We start from the raw sequence: 14,578 nt of genomic DNA, 5'->3' as shown, positions 1-14,578 counted from the left end.
CCCGGCTCCGGGCACCGGGCGGGCCGTCGCCGCGACGGCGACCCGCGCGGGCGTCGGCGGGGCGGCCCCCTCGGCAAGCACCCGCTCGGCCTGCTGTTCAGCGCGCCCTACCTGGTGTTCGTGCTGGCGGTGTTCGCGTACCCGTTGGTCTACGCGGTCTACATCGCGTTCCACGACTACTTCTTCACGGCGCCCGGTGCCGTCGTCGCGCGGCCCTTCGTCGGCCTCGACAACTTCGTCACCGCGTTCACCGACCCGGCGGTCATCCGCTCGTTCGGCAACGTCGGCGTCTTCCTGGTGATCAACGTGCCGCTGACGGTCGTGCTGAGCATGGTGCTCGCCACGGCGCTCGACAAGGTCGCGCACTTCCGGGGGTTCCTGCGGGTGGCGTTCTACGTGCCGTACCTGACGGCGAGCGTCGCCGTCGTCGCGGTCTGGTTGTTCCTCTTCAACGGCGACGGTCTCGTGAACAACGTGCTCGGGCCGCTGGCCCCGACCCCGTCGTGGCTGATCAACTCGGCCTGGGCCATGCCCTCGATCGCGTTGTTCGTCACCTGGAAGCAGCTCGGCTTCTACATCCTGCTGTACCTCGCGGCGCTCCAGAACGTGCCGAAGGAGCTGTACGAGGCGGCCTCGAGCGACGGTGCCGGCCCGATCCGGTCGTTCTTCACCGTCACCGTCCCGGGCGTGCGTCCGGCCACCGTGCTCGTGCTGCTCGTCTCGACCGTCACCGGGGCGAACCTCTTCACCGAGCCGTACCTGCTGACCGGGGGAGGCGGGCCGAACGGCGCGTCGACCTCACCTGTGCTGCTGATGTACCAGAAGGGCATCGAGCAGGGGAATCCCGACCAGGCCGCCGCGATCGGCGTCGTGCTCGTGATCCTCGTGCTGGTCATCGCCCTGCTGCAGAACCGGTTCGCCGGCGGAAAGGAGGACTGAGATGACCGTCTCCGACGAGACCACCGCCCGCCCCCTGCGGGTCGGCAAGAAGCCGCCGTTGACCCGGGCCCAGACCACGCTGCGCGGCGTCGTGCTGGCGATCGGCGCCCTGGCGTTCCTCTTCCCGTTCTACTACATGGTGATCGGGTCGCTGCAGACCAAGCCCGACCCGACCGTGGCCGGGGCGTTCCCCCACCCGTCGAACCTGACGGTCGAGAACTACGCCGCGATCGACAGCCGCATCGGGCTGCTCAGCGGCCTGCTCAACTCGGGCATCTTCACGGTCGGCGTGCTCGCCTGCACCCTCGTGTTCGGGGTGCTGGTCGGCTACGCGCTGGCCGTGCTGCAGTGGCGTGGTCGCGGGGTCACCTTCGCGCTGGCGCTGCTCGTGCAGGTGGTGCCCTTCCAGCTGCTGATCATCCCGCTGTACGTGCTCATCGCGCGCAACTACGGGCTGAGCGACAACTACCTGGGCATGATCCTGCCGTTCGCCATCAACTCGACGGCGGTGATCATCTTCCGGCAGTACTTCCTGCAGCTGCCGAAGGAGCTCTTCGAGGCCGCGCGCATCGACGGCACCGGCGAGTTCCGGCTGCTGTGGAACATCGCGTTGCCGCTCGTGCGCCCGGCGCTGGTCACGGCCCTGCTGCTGACCTTCATCGGTCCGTGGAACGAGTTCCTCTGGCCGTTCCTCATCACCAAGGAGGCGTCGATGCAGCCGCTCGCCGTGTCGCTGGCGAACTACATCAGCAACGTGGCGGCGACGGCGGCGAACCCGTTCGGCGCGACCCTCGCGGGCGCCGTCGTGCTGGCCGCTCCGGTCGTGCTGCTGTTCATCGTGTTCCAGCGCTACTTCATCTCGACCGACGTCGGCTCGAGCGTGAAGGGCTGACCGACCGCCTCCCGACCCGAGGAGGCGCGCTGCGCGACCGGCGCGCCCCGCGCCTCCTCGGCTCCCCACCCCCAGACCGGGTCGTCGTGCCGACGGCCCCCACCGCAGGAGGCGCGGTGCGATCCCCCCTCGCATCGCGCCTCCGTCGCCTCCCGCCTCTCGCCTCTCGAAAGGGCCTCCCATGGCTGACTTCCCGTACCGACTGACCCGCCTGGGCGTCGTGATGACCCCCGACCCCGACTCGCCCGACGAGGCCGAGGGGGTGCTCAACCCCGGTTCGGGACGCGGGCCCGACGGCGAGCTCTACCTGCTGCCGCGGCTCGTCGCCACGGGCAACGTGTCGCGCGTCGGGCTGGCCCGGGTCGTCGTCGAGGACGGCGTGCCCGTGGGCGTGACCCGCGAGGGCGTCGTGCTCGCGCCCGACCGCGGGTGGGAACGCGGCGCGACCCACGCCGGCGTCGAGGACCCGCGCGTCACGTGGATCGAGGAGCTCGGGCTGCACGTGATGACCTACGTCGCCTACGGGCCGCTCGGGCCGCGCACCGCCGTCGCCGTGAGCGACGACCTGCGCGACTGGCGCCGGCTCGGGCCCGCGACCTTCGAGTACGTCGACGAGCTCGACACCGACCTCGGGCTGTTCCACAACAAGGACACCGTGTTCTTCCCGTCGCCGGTCACCGCGCCGGACGGCGTGCGCAGCTTCGCCGTGCTGCACCGACCGATGTGGCACATCGGTGCGACGGTGCCGGGGGAGGGCAGCCCGCTGCCGGCCGGGACCACCGACGGGCGGCACTCGATCTGGATCAGCTACGTGCCGGTCGACGCGGTCGCCGCCGACCCGCGGGCGTTGGCGCGGTGGGGGCAGCACCGGTTCGTCGCCGGCCCCGAGTTCCCGTTCGAGGAGCTGAAGATCGGCGGCGGCCCGCCCCCGCTGCGCGTCGACGAGGGCTGGCTGCTGCTGCACCACGGCGTCACCGGCGTGATCGACGACGCCTTCGCCCAGCAGCAGAACGTGAACTACGCGGCGGGCGGGATGATCCTCGACGCCGACGACCCGTCGCGCGTGGTCACCCGGTCGGAGGTGCCGCTGCTCGAGGCCGAGACCGCCGACGAGCGCGACGGCATCGTGCCGAACGTCGTGTTCCCGACCGCGATCGAACACGTCGACGGCGTCCCCTACGTGTTCTACGGCATGGCCGACTCGAAGATCGGCGTCGCCCGCCTCGACCGCGCCTGAGGTCGCGCACGGCCCGACGACACCCACGGCCCGACGACACCCACGGCCCGACGACACCCACGGATCACCGACAAGAAGGAGGCGGTCGACGATGATCGCACGCAACTCACGATGGACGGGCGCGGCACTGGCCGCGGCCCTGGCGACCGTGCTGGGGGTGACGGGGGCGCTGCCGGCTGCCGCCGCGCCTCCTGGTCCGGCGGCCGCGCCGCCCGGCTCGGCCGCGCCGACCACCCCGGCGGCCGCACCGGCCGTGGCACCGTTGACGAACCTCGCGCACCTGGACTTCCTGCTCGACCGGACGACGCCCGTGCCCGAGGCCGGGCACTCGACCTACCGGCAGAGCGCGGAGCCGACGCTCACCCTGCCGTGGACCTACGCCGACGCCCGCGACGGCGGCACCTTCGCCCGGGTGGGCGGCGGTCCGCTCGACCCCGCGACCGGGTACTGGGGGCAGGGCGCGTACAACAGCGACGACGTCTCACGGACGGCCGTCGTGTACCTGGGCGACTGGAAGCAGACCGGCTCGGAGTCGAGCCGGCAGAAGGCCTACGAGCTGCTGCGGGCGACCGCGTACTTCCAGACGACCACCGGTGACGCCGCCGGCAACGTCGTCCTCTGGATGCAGCCCGACGGCACCTTCAACCGCAGCCCGGTGCCGGTCGAACTGCCCGACCCGTCCGACAGCGGCAACAGCTACTGGCTGGCCCGCAGCATCTGGGCGTTCGGCGAGGGGTACGCCGCGTTCGCGGACGACGACCCCGAGTTCGCCGCGTTCCTGCAGCAGCGGCTGCAGCTCGGCGTCACGGCGCTGAACCGCGAGACGCTCGCCCGCTACGGTCGGTACGACGTGGCCGACGGGGCGAAGGTGCCCGCCTGGCTGATCGGCTCCGGAGCCGACGCCTCGGCCGAGGCCGTCCTCGGGCTGAGCGCCTACTCGGCCGTCGTGCCGGGTGACGCGGCCTCGCGCACCGCGCTGACGCAGCTCGCCGAGGGCGTCGCGGTGATGTCGTCCGGCGACGGGCAGACCTGGCCGTACGGAGCCGTGCTGCCCTGGGCGAAATCCCGCTCGATGTGGCACGCCTGGTCGTCGCAGATGCCCGTCGCCCTGGCCCGGGCGTCGACCGTGCTCGCCCGACCCGACCTGCTGAAGCCGGCCGTGCTCGACCAGACCTCGTTCACGACGACCCTGCTCACGGCGAGCGGGCCCGACAACGCCTGGTACCCGACGCCCGTCGACCAGACGCAGATCGCCTACGGAGCCGACTCGCGGCTGCAGTCGGCGCTCGCCGTGGCCGGTGCCGGCGCGGGGGCCCCGGGTCTGAAGCGCGTCGCGGCCGTGGCCGCGAGCTGGTACTTCGGCACGAACCGCTCGGGCACCCCCGTCTACGACCCGGCCACCGGGGTGACCTTCGACGGCGTGCAGGCCGACGGCACGGTGAACCGTAACAGCGGTGCCGAGAGCACGATCCACGGCCTGCTGTCGATGATCGCCCTCGACGGCGCCCCCGACGTCTCGGCCGAGGCTCGAGGGCTGACGAGCGTCACGTCGCGTGACGGCCTCACGGTGGTCGAGGCCGAGACGGCGTCGCCCACGACGGGCACGGTCGTCACCCCCGACTCGGCGTGGACGGGCGAGTCGCAGTACGGCGGAGGCTCGGCGCTGCGGCTCGAGCCCGGGCAGAGCGCGACGATCACGGTGCCCGCGGGCTCCGGGTTGCGGCACGTCGAGCCGGTCCTGCTCGCCGCCGAGGGAGTGCGGTCGACGTCGGTCTGGAAGGCGGGACGCGTGCCCCTGGGGACGCTGACGACGCAGGCCGGGGCGCAGGGCGTGACCGCCGCCTCCGGGGCTCTGCTGCCCCAGACGCTGCCGGTGCCGATCGGTGCCGGAGCGACGGCGATCACCGTGACCGCCGGCCTCGACTCGACCGTGGTCGACGGCCTGATCGTGCGGCCGCTCGTCCAGCGGCTCGTGCTCGCCGGGACGGCGGCCGACGGTCGCCCGACGACGACCGAGCTGCTGTCGTCGACCTCGCGGCTGCCGTTGCCGACCCCGGTCGGCGTGCGGGGCAGTCGGACGTCGGCGTCGTCCTACGACGCGCAGGGCCGCCTCGTGCAGCAGCGCGACGTGCAGGGCCGCAGCCTCGTGCTGGTCAAGCCCGGCGGCTTCGCCGTCCTCACCCGCTAGCCGGCCCCGAGACCCAGGAACCCGCTCAGACCCCATCGACCCACGTGAGGGTCTGGGCGGGTTCCCGTGGTCTCGTGCGCCAGGACCCGAGGAGGCGCGGGTACGGTCGACCGCATGAGCGACGACACGCAGGCCCCCGGTCCCGACGACGCCGGCCGCGACACCAGCCCGGGGCACGAGGTCGACCACGACCCGACCGGCATGACCGACGACGAGAAGCGGCACGACCAGCTGACCCGTGCCCCGAAGTCGGACGAGTCGGACGCCGCCCCGCGCATCACGACCGAGGACCGCGGCGACGGGGTCACCCGCATCGACGTCGCCGACACCGCGAAGGTCCGCCCGGGCGGGGCCGGCTGACGCCGACGCACCAGGGGCTCGCCGAGACCCACCTGCGCGCGCGGGCGCTTCGGCGGAACCCTGGGGGTCCGCGCCTCAGCTGATCAGGTGGATGCTGCCGTCACGGTCGCGCAGCGGAGCCCGCGAGGCGCCCGACCGCACGGCGAGCACCTCGGCCAGGATCGACACGGCCGTCTCCTCGGGCGTGCTCGCCCCGAGGTCGAGCCCGATGGGGGAGTGCAGTCGGCCGAGCGCCGCCGGCCCGACTCCGCGATCGGCCAGGGCGGAGACGCGTCGGTCGTGCGTGACCCGTGATCCCATGGCCCCGACGTACGCCGCCGGGGACGCCAGCGCCGCCTCGACCAGGTCGGCGTCGAACCGCTCGTCGTGCGACAGCACCGCGATCACGGTGCGCTCGTCGACCCCGGTGCGCGCCAGGTAGTTCGGCGGCCACTCGACGACGACCTCGTCGGCCGACGGGAAACGCTCGCGGGTCATGAAGACCGGACGCGGGTCGCACACCGTCACGCGGTAGCCCAGCACCGTCCCGGCGTTGCAGAGGGCGACGGCGAACTCGACCGCCCCGAAGACGAGGAGGCGCGGCGGCGGCACCGAGCGCTCGCTGAAGACCCGCAGACCCTCGCAGTCGTCGACGGTCGGCACGACCTCGCCGGTGCGGACCGGGCCGAGCACGACATGCGCCGACGCCTCACGCCCGGCGGCGGCATCGCGGAGGGCGGCGATCGTCTCGGCGTCGTCCGGGGTGACGAGCCGGGCGAACACCTCGATGCGCCCGCCGCAGCTGAGCCCGACCTCGAACGCCGTCTCGTCGCTGAACCCGAACGTCTCGAGCTGCGGCGTGCCGTCGTCGAGCACCTGCGTGCAGATCTCGTAGACCGCGCCCTCGACGCAGCCACCCGAGATGCTGCCGATCACGGTGCCGTCGACGGTGACGGCCATCGACGTGCCGACCGTCCGGGGTGCACTGCCCACGACCGACACGGCCGTCGCGACGGCGAGGGGCTCGCCGGCGTCGAGTCGCGCCAGCAGGCGGTCGGCGATCTCGAACACGGGGCTCCTCGGGTGCGACGGGCGAGCGGGTGGTCTCTGGTGGTGCCAGGTCTCGATGGTGTCACGGCCTCGGCCCCGCGACCTACCGCGACGTCGGACGTCGCCGGCCGGGGCGAGGTGCTCTCCGGGGCTGGCTAGCCTGACACCATGCCCGGTGACGACTCCTCGACGTCCGTCGGCCTGCTGCTCGCGGCCGGCGCCGGGACGCGCATGGGCCGTCCCAAGGCGCTCGTGGTCGACGAGCGCGGGCCGTGGCTGACCCGCGCCGTGACGACGCTGCTCGACGGGGGCTGTGACCGCGTCGTCGTCGTGCTCGGGGCGGGCGCGACCGAGGCGCGAGCGCTGCTGGCCGCCGACCCGCGCCTCCTGACGGTCGAGACACCGGTGCCGGTCGGGGCGACGGACGCGCCGCACGCCGACCCGCGCCTCCCGCCGGTCGACGGTCGGGCGAGGGTGGCGGTCGTCGTCGCGGACGACTGGGCCGACGGCCTCGCCGCGTCGTTGCGGGTCGGGTTGGCGGCGCTCGCCGCCTCCGACCCCGAGGAGGCGCGGCTCGCCCTGATCACGCTGGTGGACTACCCGGGTCTGCCGCCGTCCGCCGTCGCGCGGCTGCTGTCGTCCTCGGCCGCCGACGTGCCCCTGGGCCCGGCTGCGCTGCGGCAGTCCGTCTTCCACGGACGCCCGGGTCACCCCGTCGTGGTCGGTCGGTCCCACTGGTCGGCCCTCGCGGCGTCCCTCACCGGGGATCGCGGGGCGGGCCCCTATCTCAGGGCGCACGCCGCCGAGCCGGTCGACTGCTCCGACCTCTGGGACGGCGCCGACGTCGACGCGCCCGCCTGACCTTCGGCGTCCCCGAGGGTCAGTTGCATTTCCCGCTGCCGCTGAAGCACGGGGTGTAGTTCGCGGGCAGGGGTTCCTGACGGGGGGTGGGGGACTCCCACCGGTCCCCGGGGACGGGTGCGCCGACGGCACCGATCACGACCAGCCCGGCGACGACGACGGCCGCCACGACGACACCTCGATGCCCGGCGGTGATCGCGGCGAACAGCGTCACGACGAGGCACGCGAGGCAGGCGACGAGGGTCCGGAGCCAGCTGTCCGCGGCCTCCTGGCTGACGGTCACGGGGGTGCCGAAGAGGCTGAACTCGGCCGAGAACCACTGCCCGGCCAGCGAGAGCGTGAGCAGGACGCCCGCCGCGAGGGCGAGCGCCTCGACGATCACTGCGACGCGGTGCACGAGGTGACGGGGCGGGCGGGGCGGGCGGGGCGCTCGGGCCGCGGGGGCGTCGACGGGGGCGTCGACGGGGGCGTCGACGGGTGCGTGCTCGGCCGGACGTGATCCGTCGTGGGCCGAGGTGTCGCGGCCGCCCCGACCCGACCGCGCGGCGAGGACGACGAACGACGCCAGGCCGACGGTCGCGACGAACGGCAGGCTGACGAAGACGACGGTGGGCAACGTGTAGAGGGAGAACCCCGCCCGGAGGCCCGACGTGACGCCCGACCCGACGGTGAGCTCGACGCCGGCCCGGGCCACGGCCGCCGCGGCGACGTAGAGCCAGGCCCGGCGTGACGCCGGCGCCTCGGACCACCGCCACGCGACGAGGACGACGAGGACGGCCCACACCACGAACGGCACGAGCGCGGCCTGCGCGAGCGCGCCCGGCAATTCGAGCAGCGACGCGACCACCCGGCCGGCCGAGGCCGTCAGGCCGACGAGCGCCGCACCGGCGACGAACAGGGCCGCGGTGGTGCCGACGACCCACGCCACCTCGCGGCGGTCGACCCGCCGTCGCAGGCTCGCCGCCGCCCCCGCGAGTCGGCCCTCGTGCTGAGTGTTCGTCATGGGTCGACGGTAGCGGCGGGTCGCGGGGCCGACGTCATCCCGGAGGCGGATGTCGGCCGGGCGACGCCGGTAGCCCGAGCCCCCGTCCCGCCGCGCCCCGCCCCGTCCCGCCGCTCCCGCCGCGCCTCGCCCCGCCATGAACCCGGTTTCGAACCGTGCACCCGGTAGCAACCGGGTGCACGGTTCGAAACCGGGTTCCTCGCGTGGTCGCGGTTGGCGCCGGGGGCACCGACGTCGGCAGGATCTCGATGGCGGGTGCCGGGTCGCGCGTCCTAGCGTCGGTCCCATGCCGATCACGCCCGACACGAAGAACTGGACCTGGGTGCTCGAACGCCCCTGCGACGACTGCGGCTTCGACCCCGCCGAGGTCACGTTCCGCGACGTGCCGCGCCTCGTCCGCGAGAACGCCGCCGCCTGGCCCGCCGAGCTCGCCCGGCCCGACGCCCGCACCCGGCCCGACGACGCCACGTGGTCGCCGCTCGAGTACGGGGCGCACGTGCGCGACGTGTTCCAGGTCTTCGACACGCGCCTCCGGCTGATGCTCGCCGAGGACGCGCCGACCTTCGCGAACTGGGACCAGGACGCCACCGCGCTCGACGACGACTACGCGTCCCAGCAACCTGCGGTGGTGGCCGACGAACTCGTGGCCGCCGCGGCCGTCGTCGCCGACGCGTTCGAGGCGGTGCCCGACGACCGGCTCGGTCGCACCGGCCTCCGCAGCGACGGTTCGGCCTTCACGGTCGACTCGCTCGCGCGCTACTTCGTGCACGACCCCGTGCACCACCTGCACGACGTCCGCCGCTGACCCGTGCCCTGGGCGGCACCATCGCCCGGCAGGCCGCTGTCGCACCGCCGCCCGGGCCACCGCTGTCGCACCGCCGACTGAACATCGCACCGCCCGTTTTGACGGTGCGACGTTCATTCGGCGGTGCGACCCACCCGGGCCGACCCACCCGGGCCGACCCACCCGGGCCGACCCACCCGGGCCGACCCACTCGGGCCGACCCACTCGGGCCGACCCGCCCAGCCCGACCGCCACCGGGCCCGGCCCCGCGCAGCGCCACCCTCGACCCCGGCGGCCGACGCGGGCAGACTGACGACATGACCCGCGCCTCCGTCCTCTCGGTCAACGTCGACGACGTCCACCGCTTCAGCAAGCCGCCCGTGGAGCGGGTCACCCTGCTCGCCGGGCTCGGCGTCGAGGGTGACGCCCACCTCGGGCCCACGGTGCAGCACCGCTCCCGCGTGGCGCGCGACCCGAGTCAGCCCAACCTGCGGCAGGTGCACCTGATGCACGCCGAGCTCTTCGCCGAGCTGGCCGACCACGGCTACGACGTCGGGCCGGGCGACCTCGGCGAGAACGTCACCACCCACGGGGTCGACCTGCTCGGTCTGCCCGTCGGCACCGTGCTCACCCTCGGTCAGGAGGCGCGGGTCGAGATCACCGGACTCCGCAATCCGTGCCTGCAGATCGACCGATTCGAGTCGGGCCTGCTGAAGGCGGTCGTCGGACGCGACGAGGCCGGCGAACTCGTCCGCAAGGCGGGCGTCATGGGCGTCGTGCTCGCCGGGGGAGAGGTGCGACCCGGCGACGCGGTCGGAGTCGACCTGCCCGTCGAGCCCTGGTCGGCCTTGCAACCCGTCTGACCCCGAGCGTCTCGAGAGTCCTCAGCGTCCCACTCGCCCCGCTCGTCCCGCGCGCCCCACGCGTCGTGTCGACGCCGGGCTCAGGACCGGTGACGGCGGATGCGGATCGGGCCCTTCGCCGTGGACGGGTCGACCACCGAGCCGCCCTGCGTGATGTCGACCTCGCCCGCGGCGACCAGTCGTCGGGCCGCGCGACGGACGGGCTCCATCAATCCGCGCCAGGCGTCCTCGTCGTCGGGGTGCAGCGACCGCGCGACGTCCGAGGGGCAGATCGTCGAGGTGGCCGCCCGGGCCGCCAGGAGGTCGCGGATGCGCTGCTCGAGCTCGCGGTCCTGCGCCGTCACCTTGCGCTTGCGGCACGCGTCGCTGCAGTACGCGACCTCGTCCCAGTTCGACGCCCACTTCTTGCGCCACTCGATGGTGCGCCCGCACGATCGGCAGGTCTTCGGGTCGGGGGTCGCGGCGCTCATGCTGACAGTCAACGCGGGAGGCGCGGTGTGCGTTCCCGGGGAGGCAGCCGTCGGTCCCTCCGCCGCGGACCGCATCCGCGCCTCCTGCCCCCGTGGCACCGCCTTTCGTGCAGCACACCCCGACGAGTCGAGGCGCCCCGCACGAGACGCGGTGCGAGGCTGCGGGAGGGGACATCTCGCTCGCGTGGGGGATGGAGGCGCGGGCACGGTCCCCGTATCGTCGTCCCGATGAGCGAGGGCACGGCGGCAGGCACGACGAGGGGTTCGTGGTTCGAGGTCGACCGTCAGCCCCTGGCCGGCGCGACCCCGATGCAGGCTCTCCGGCGGTTCGTCGGCAACGCCTACGTGGTGCACGCCCGCGCGGGCCGGGCCGAGTTCTGGTGGATCTGGCTCTTCCAGACCGTCCTCGCCCTCGTGCTCAACGTCGGCGTCGGGTCGCTGGTGCGCGGTGCGAGCGTGGCCTCGTGGTCGATCGGCGCTTACGGCTCGTCGCTCTTCGCGCCCTGGCCGGTCGTCGTCCTCGGCCGCCCGGCCGGTGCGGGCCCGGGCACCAGCCTGGGCCAGGGAGCGTCCCTCCAGATCGGACAGTTCTCGCTCGGCCCGTTCGGCCCCGCGGGTCCGGCCTGGGGCGGCACGACCTGGGTCGCCCTCGTCTGGGGTCTCTGGTGCCTGATGACCTTCGTCCCCATGGCGACGCTCACCATCCGTCGCCTGCACGCCGCCCGGGCCTGGGGGTGGGGCTGGTTCTGGCTCGGGGCGCTCATCCCGTTCCTGCAGATCGTCGTCGTGTTCATGCTGGCTCGCGAGACCCAGCCGCCGAGCGCCCGCTTCCTGGACCGCGAGCTCGACCGCGACCGCGAGCGCGAGCGCGACCGCGCGCGTGACCGCGACCCCGACCCGCACCGCGCCTCCTGACGCCACCGCACCGCGTTTCGTGCACTGCACCGCGACGAGTCGCGGTGCAGTGCACGAAACGCGGTGCGCCGCCGCACGCCGGGCCCCTGGCCAGGCCGGGCACGAGCGGGTAAGCTCGACCTCGGTCGGGCGGTACTCCCGGCCCCGGGCGTGCACGACAGCGCGCAGTCGGGATCACCATCCTCCCCGAGTCACCCACGGTCACGAACGGCACCTGCCGCGAAGGCCGTGCCGCCGGCAGATCGTCACGATCGGCCGGCCCGTGGCCACCATCGGGTCGAGAGAACGGCGCCCGCCGACCACCCCAGGTTCCATGACACTCGCACCCTCGCGCCCCACCGCGCCTTCGTCCACCCCGTCCGCCCGCTTCCCGTGGGCCGGCCTGATCGCCATCGCCGTCGCCACGTTCCTCTCGATCTCGGGCGAGATGCTGCCGACCGGACTGCTGCCCGAGATGAGCGCCGACCTCGGCGTCACCGAGTCGAGCATCGGCCTGCTCGTCAGCGTCTTCGCCTTCACGGTCGTGCTCACCAGCACCGGCCTCACCCACCTCACCCGTCGCCTGCCCCGCCACCTGATCGTGGTCGGCCTGATCGTCGTCCTCGCGATCAGCGCCGGGCTCACCGCGATCGCACCGACCTACGAGCTCGTGCTCGCCAGCCGCGTGCTCGGCGGTCTCGCCCACGGCATGTTCTGGGCCATCGGCGGCGCCTACGCCGGTCACCTCGTGCCCCGGGCGCAGGTCGGCCGCGCGCTCGCCGTCGCGATGAGCGGGGGCACCCTCGCGTTCGTGCTGGGTGTCCCGCTCGGCACCGCGCTCGGTCAGGCCCTCGGCTGGCGTGAGGCGTTCGGCATCCTCGCCGGGCTCATGGCGCTCGGTGCGGTCTTCGTCTACAAGTTCCTGCCGCCGGTCGGTCGGGGCACGGCGCACGAATCGGTGCCGGAGCCGGTGACCGACGCGGTCCCGACGCTGGTCGACGGCGCCGCGCCTCCTGCGGGGGCCGTCCGTCGCCGTCGCTCGCTGCCGAGGCCGAGCGTGCTCGGCGTCGTCCTGAGCTGCGTGATCACGGCGGTCTTCATGATCGGCCACTACTCGTTCTTCACCTACATCACGCCTTACCTCGTGCGCTCGACCGGGGTGTCCGAGCAGGGTCTGGCCGCGTGGCTCTTCGCGTTCGGCGTCGCCGGGGCCGTGGGGCTCGGCATGGTCGGGTGGTTCCTCGGGGCGCGACCGCGGGTGAGCATCCCGATCGGCGTGGCCGTGGTCGGACTGGCCGTGACCGGCATGCTCGTGTTCGAGGGCATGCTCGTGCCGTCGCTGGTGGCCTTCGTGCTGTGGGGCGTGACGTTCGGAGCGCTGCCGCCGCTGTTCCAGACCCGGATGCTGCAGGTCGCCCCCGAGCGGATGCGCGACCTCGCGAGCGCGTTCTACACGACCGGCTTCAACGCCGGCATCGGCGGCGGAGCACTGATCGGTGCCCTCGTGCTCGACGGGTCCGGGCTCGACTCGCTGCCCGTCCTCTACATCGTGGTCGCCGCGGTGGTGCTCGTCGCCGTGCTGGCGAGCGACCGTCTGCTCGCCCGTCGGTCGGCCCGCCCCGGCGCCTGAGCGGCGCCGCCGGGACGAACAAAGACGCAGGAGGCGCGACTCGCGTGAGTCGCGCCTCCTGCGTCCGAGGCGGTGCGGGTGGTGCCGGTGGGTCAGCGACGGCGACCGGGCTGCTGGTAGCCGCCGGCCTGGCCGTTGCCGCCACCGCGCTTGTTCATGATCTTCTTGATGACGAAGCCCACGATGAGCGGGGCGAAGCGTCGGAGCAGTGATGCCATGGGGTGCCTCCTGGGGCGATGGTGCACGGGTCGTGCGGTCGAGCCGGTCGGCTCGGTGGGGTGCGGCCCGCGGTGCTGCGGGGACGATCGTGTCGGGACGACCGCCGCGGGTACCAGTGAACTCGCTGTCTACTGAACCCGCTGCGAGTCGTTCGTGCCGTCCGAGTCGTCGTCCTGTCCGGCGATGAAGATGTCGCTGACCTCGATGTTGATCTCGACGACCTCGAGCCCGACGAGCTGGGTGATGGCGTCGGCGACGGCCTGGCGGACGTCGTCCGCCACCTGCTGCACCGACAGCGGGTAGTCGACGACGATGCTGAGGTCCGCGGCGGCCTGGGTCTCGCCGACCTCGACCTTGACGCCCTGGCCGTGGTCCTGCTGGCCGACGGCGGTGCGCAGCGCACCCACGGCACGCGACGCGCCGCCACCGATCGAGTGGACGCCGGGCACCTGACGGGCGGCGATGCCCGCGACCTTGGCGACGACGCCGTCGGCGATCCGCGTGGTGCCCGCGGCGTCGGACGACACGGTCGAGGCACCGTCCACGCGCGCGGCGCCGTCGACGCGCGAGCTGCTGGTCAGGGTGGCGGGGGTGGGAGCGGCGGTGTTCGACATCTCGGGTCCTCTTTCGGCTGGGGGAGTCGTGCGGATGGTCGTGCGGTGGTCGTCGTGCGAGCGGGCGTGTCCGGGCGAACCGGGGCGACCCGGGCTGCACGTCAATGAGACGCCGCGCCCGCCCCGTTCGTCACGGTGAACATGCTGGCAACCCGCTGAGTGCCCACGTCTACTGTCGGGGCATGCAGCGCACCCGGTGGATCTTCCTCGACCAGCTCGGCCCGCACTTCGACGACGGCGACCCGATGCTGCTGGTCGAGAGCCGGTCGTCGTGGCGGGGCCGCACCCTGCACCGCGCCAAGCTGCAGCTGATCCTGTCGGCGATCCGGCACCGGGCGGCCGAGCTCGGCGACCGTGTCGACTTCCGGCAGGTCGAGCACTACTCCGAGGCCCTCGAGGGGCGGGACGACCTGCAGGTGGTCGACCCCACCTCGTACCGGGCGCGCCGTCTCGTGCGGTCGGTGGGAGCCGAGGTGCTGCCGAGCCGCGGCTTCGTCTCGAGCGAGGCCGAGTTCGCCGAGTGGGCCGCGGGTCGCCAGGGCGGGCGCGGTCCGGGCCGGTCCGCAGGCGCGACGGCGGACGCCGACGACGCCCA

At 73.7% G+C, this 14,578-nt stretch carries 16 protein-coding genes; 11 read left to right on the top strand and 5 right to left on the bottom strand.

The genetic code is table 11. The features are described from left to right. The 5 genes from IFT36_RS11600 to IFT36_RS11580 all read left to right on the top strand — a co-directional run. Positions 1–939, top strand: a 939-nt coding sequence (locus IFT36_RS11600) for a carbohydrate ABC transporter permease (RefSeq protein WP_374058394.1), incomplete at its 5' end; no start/stop codon positions are given. 136 nt (positions 940–1,075) lie between these two features. Then, complete coding sequence (locus tag IFT36_RS11595; RefSeq protein WP_218141852.1) at positions 1,076–1,831, top strand: carbohydrate ABC transporter permease; 756 nt, start codon at positions 1,076–1,078, stop codon at positions 1,829–1,831. Positions 1,832–2,012: 181 nt separating this feature from the next. Next, entirely contained in the window at positions 2,013–3,068 is a 1,056-nt protein-coding gene (locus IFT36_RS11590) for a glycoside hydrolase family 130 protein (RefSeq protein ID WP_200413198.1), read from the top strand. Between the two features lie 91 nt (positions 3,069–3,159). Further along, a complete protein-coding gene (locus tag IFT36_RS11585) occupies positions 3,160–5,256 on the top strand; it encodes a hypothetical protein (protein WP_200413197.1) in 2,097 nt (698 codons plus the stop codon). A 114-nt stretch (positions 5,257–5,370) separates the two neighbouring features. Beyond that, positions 5,371–5,616, top strand: a complete 246-nt coding sequence (locus IFT36_RS11580; protein ID WP_159827843.1) for a hypothetical protein — start codon at positions 5,371–5,373, stop codon at positions 5,614–5,616. A gap of 75 nt (positions 5,617–5,691) precedes the next feature. Here the strand turns inward: IFT36_RS11580 and IFT36_RS11575 are convergent, their stop codons facing one another. Next, positions 5,692–6,666, bottom strand: coding sequence for an XdhC family protein (locus IFT36_RS11575; RefSeq protein WP_200413196.1), 975 nt, complete (start codon positions 6,664–6,666; stop codon positions 5,692–5,694). Between the two features lie 147 nt (positions 6,667–6,813). On the opposite strand from IFT36_RS11575, the gene IFT36_RS11570 reads away from it, so the two are divergent. After that, positions 6,814–7,506, top strand: a complete 693-nt coding sequence (locus IFT36_RS11570) for a nucleotidyltransferase family protein (RefSeq protein WP_200413195.1) — start codon at positions 6,814–6,816, stop codon at positions 7,504–7,506. Positions 7,507–7,525: 19 nt separating this feature from the next. Here IFT36_RS11570 and IFT36_RS11565 read toward each other — a convergent pair whose 3' ends face one another. Next, positions 7,526–8,509 carry a hypothetical protein gene (locus IFT36_RS11565; RefSeq protein WP_200413194.1) on the bottom strand — a complete coding sequence of 328 codons (984 nt, stop codon included), beginning with the start codon at positions 8,507–8,509 and terminating at the stop codon, positions 7,526–7,528. Positions 8,510–8,795: 286 nt separating this feature from the next. Here IFT36_RS11565 and IFT36_RS11560 point away from each other — a divergent pair, with 286 nt between their 5' ends. Both IFT36_RS11560 and IFT36_RS11555 read left to right on the top strand, forming a co-directional pair. After that, positions 8,796–9,314: a DinB family protein gene (locus IFT36_RS11560; RefSeq protein WP_192122910.1), complete on the top strand. Its 519-nt coding sequence runs from the start codon at positions 8,796–8,798 to the stop codon at positions 9,312–9,314. 296 nt (positions 9,315–9,610) lie between these two features. Further along, a complete protein-coding gene (locus tag IFT36_RS11555; RefSeq protein ID WP_200413193.1) occupies positions 9,611–10,156 on the top strand; it encodes an MOSC domain-containing protein in 546 nt (181 codons plus the stop codon). A gap of 80 nt (positions 10,157–10,236) precedes the next feature. Here IFT36_RS11555 and IFT36_RS11550 read toward each other — a convergent pair whose 3' ends face one another. After that, positions 10,237–10,626 carry a DUF2256 and DUF3253 domain-containing protein gene (locus IFT36_RS11550; RefSeq protein ID WP_054147090.1) on the bottom strand — a complete coding sequence of 130 codons (390 nt, stop codon included), beginning with the start codon at positions 10,624–10,626 and terminating at the stop codon, positions 10,237–10,239. A 228-nt stretch (positions 10,627–10,854) separates the two neighbouring features. Here IFT36_RS11550 and IFT36_RS11545 point away from each other — a divergent pair, with 228 nt between their 5' ends. Further along, the gene (locus IFT36_RS11545; RefSeq protein WP_200413192.1) at positions 10,855–11,541 is read left to right on the top strand and encodes a DUF805 domain-containing protein; all 687 of its coding nucleotides are present in this window, start codon (positions 10,855–10,857) and stop codon (positions 11,539–11,541) included. Between the two features lie 313 nt (positions 11,542–11,854). Beyond that, positions 11,855–13,150: an MFS transporter gene (locus IFT36_RS11540; RefSeq protein WP_200413191.1), complete on the top strand. Its 1,296-nt coding sequence runs from the start codon at positions 11,855–11,857 to the stop codon at positions 13,148–13,150. 92 nt (positions 13,151–13,242) lie between these two features. On the opposite strand, the gene IFT36_RS16780 is transcribed toward IFT36_RS11540, so the two are convergent. Both IFT36_RS16780 and IFT36_RS11535 read right to left on the bottom strand, forming a co-directional pair. Continuing rightward, positions 13,243–13,368: a hypothetical protein gene (locus IFT36_RS16780; protein ID WP_255349713.1), complete on the bottom strand. Its 126-nt coding sequence runs from the start codon at positions 13,366–13,368 to the stop codon at positions 13,243–13,245. A gap of 129 nt (positions 13,369–13,497) precedes the next feature. Then, positions 13,498–13,983, bottom strand: coding sequence for an Asp23/Gls24 family envelope stress response protein (locus IFT36_RS11535; RefSeq protein ID WP_123571216.1), 486 nt, complete (start codon positions 13,981–13,983; stop codon positions 13,498–13,500). A gap of 182 nt (positions 13,984–14,165) precedes the next feature. Between IFT36_RS11535 and IFT36_RS11530 the strand changes: the two genes are divergently transcribed. Then, positions 14,166–14,578 (top strand): cryptochrome/photolyase family protein (locus IFT36_RS11530; protein ID WP_200413190.1); only part of this gene is annotated, 413 nt, incomplete at its 3' end.

The sequence above is a fragment of the Frigoribacterium sp. CFBP 13605 genome (assembly GCF_014839405.1).
Classification (GTDB): Bacteria; Actinomycetota; Actinomycetes; order Actinomycetales; family Microbacteriaceae; genus Frigoribacterium.
Note: the sequence above shows the minus strand (reverse complement) of the source record. Positions and strands in the feature narration are given on the sequence as shown.

Coding starts and splice junctions, on each gene's coding strand:
- IFT36_RS11595 (WP_218141852.1), top strand. CDS start 1,076: ATGGTGATCGGGTCGCTGCAGACCAAGCCCGACCCGACCGTGGCCGGG.
- IFT36_RS11590 (WP_200413198.1), top strand. CDS start 2,013: ATGGCTGACTTCCCGTACCGACTGACCCGCCTGGGCGTCGTGATGACC.
- IFT36_RS11585 (WP_200413197.1), top strand. CDS start 3,160: ATGATCGCACGCAACTCACGATGGACGGGCGCGGCACTGGCCGCGGCC.
- IFT36_RS11580 (WP_159827843.1), top strand. CDS start 5,371: ATGAGCGACGACACGCAGGCCCCCGGTCCCGACGACGCCGGCCGCGAC.
- IFT36_RS11570 (WP_200413195.1), top strand. CDS start 6,814: ATGCCCGGTGACGACTCCTCGACGTCCGTCGGCCTGCTGCTCGCGGCC.
- IFT36_RS11565 (WP_200413194.1), bottom strand. CDS start 8,509: ATGACGAACACTCAGCACGAGGGCCGACTCGCGGGGGCGGCGGCGAGC.
- IFT36_RS11560 (WP_192122910.1), top strand. CDS start 8,796: ATGCCGATCACGCCCGACACGAAGAACTGGACCTGGGTGCTCGAACGC.
- IFT36_RS11555 (WP_200413193.1), top strand. CDS start 9,611: ATGACCCGCGCCTCCGTCCTCTCGGTCAACGTCGACGACGTCCACCGC.
- IFT36_RS11550 (WP_054147090.1), bottom strand. CDS start 10,626: ATGAGCGCCGCGACCCCCGACCCGAAGACCTGCCGATCGTGCGGGCGC.
- IFT36_RS11545 (WP_200413192.1), top strand. CDS start 10,855: ATGAGCGAGGGCACGGCGGCAGGCACGACGAGGGGTTCGTGGTTCGAG.
- IFT36_RS11540 (WP_200413191.1), top strand. CDS start 11,855: ATGACACTCGCACCCTCGCGCCCCACCGCGCCTTCGTCCACCCCGTCC.
- IFT36_RS16780 (WP_255349713.1), bottom strand. CDS start 13,368: ATGGCATCACTGCTCCGACGCTTCGCCCCGCTCATCGTGGGCTTCGTC.
- IFT36_RS11535 (WP_123571216.1), bottom strand. CDS start 13,983: ATGTCGAACACCGCCGCTCCCACCCCCGCCACCCTGACCAGCAGCTCG.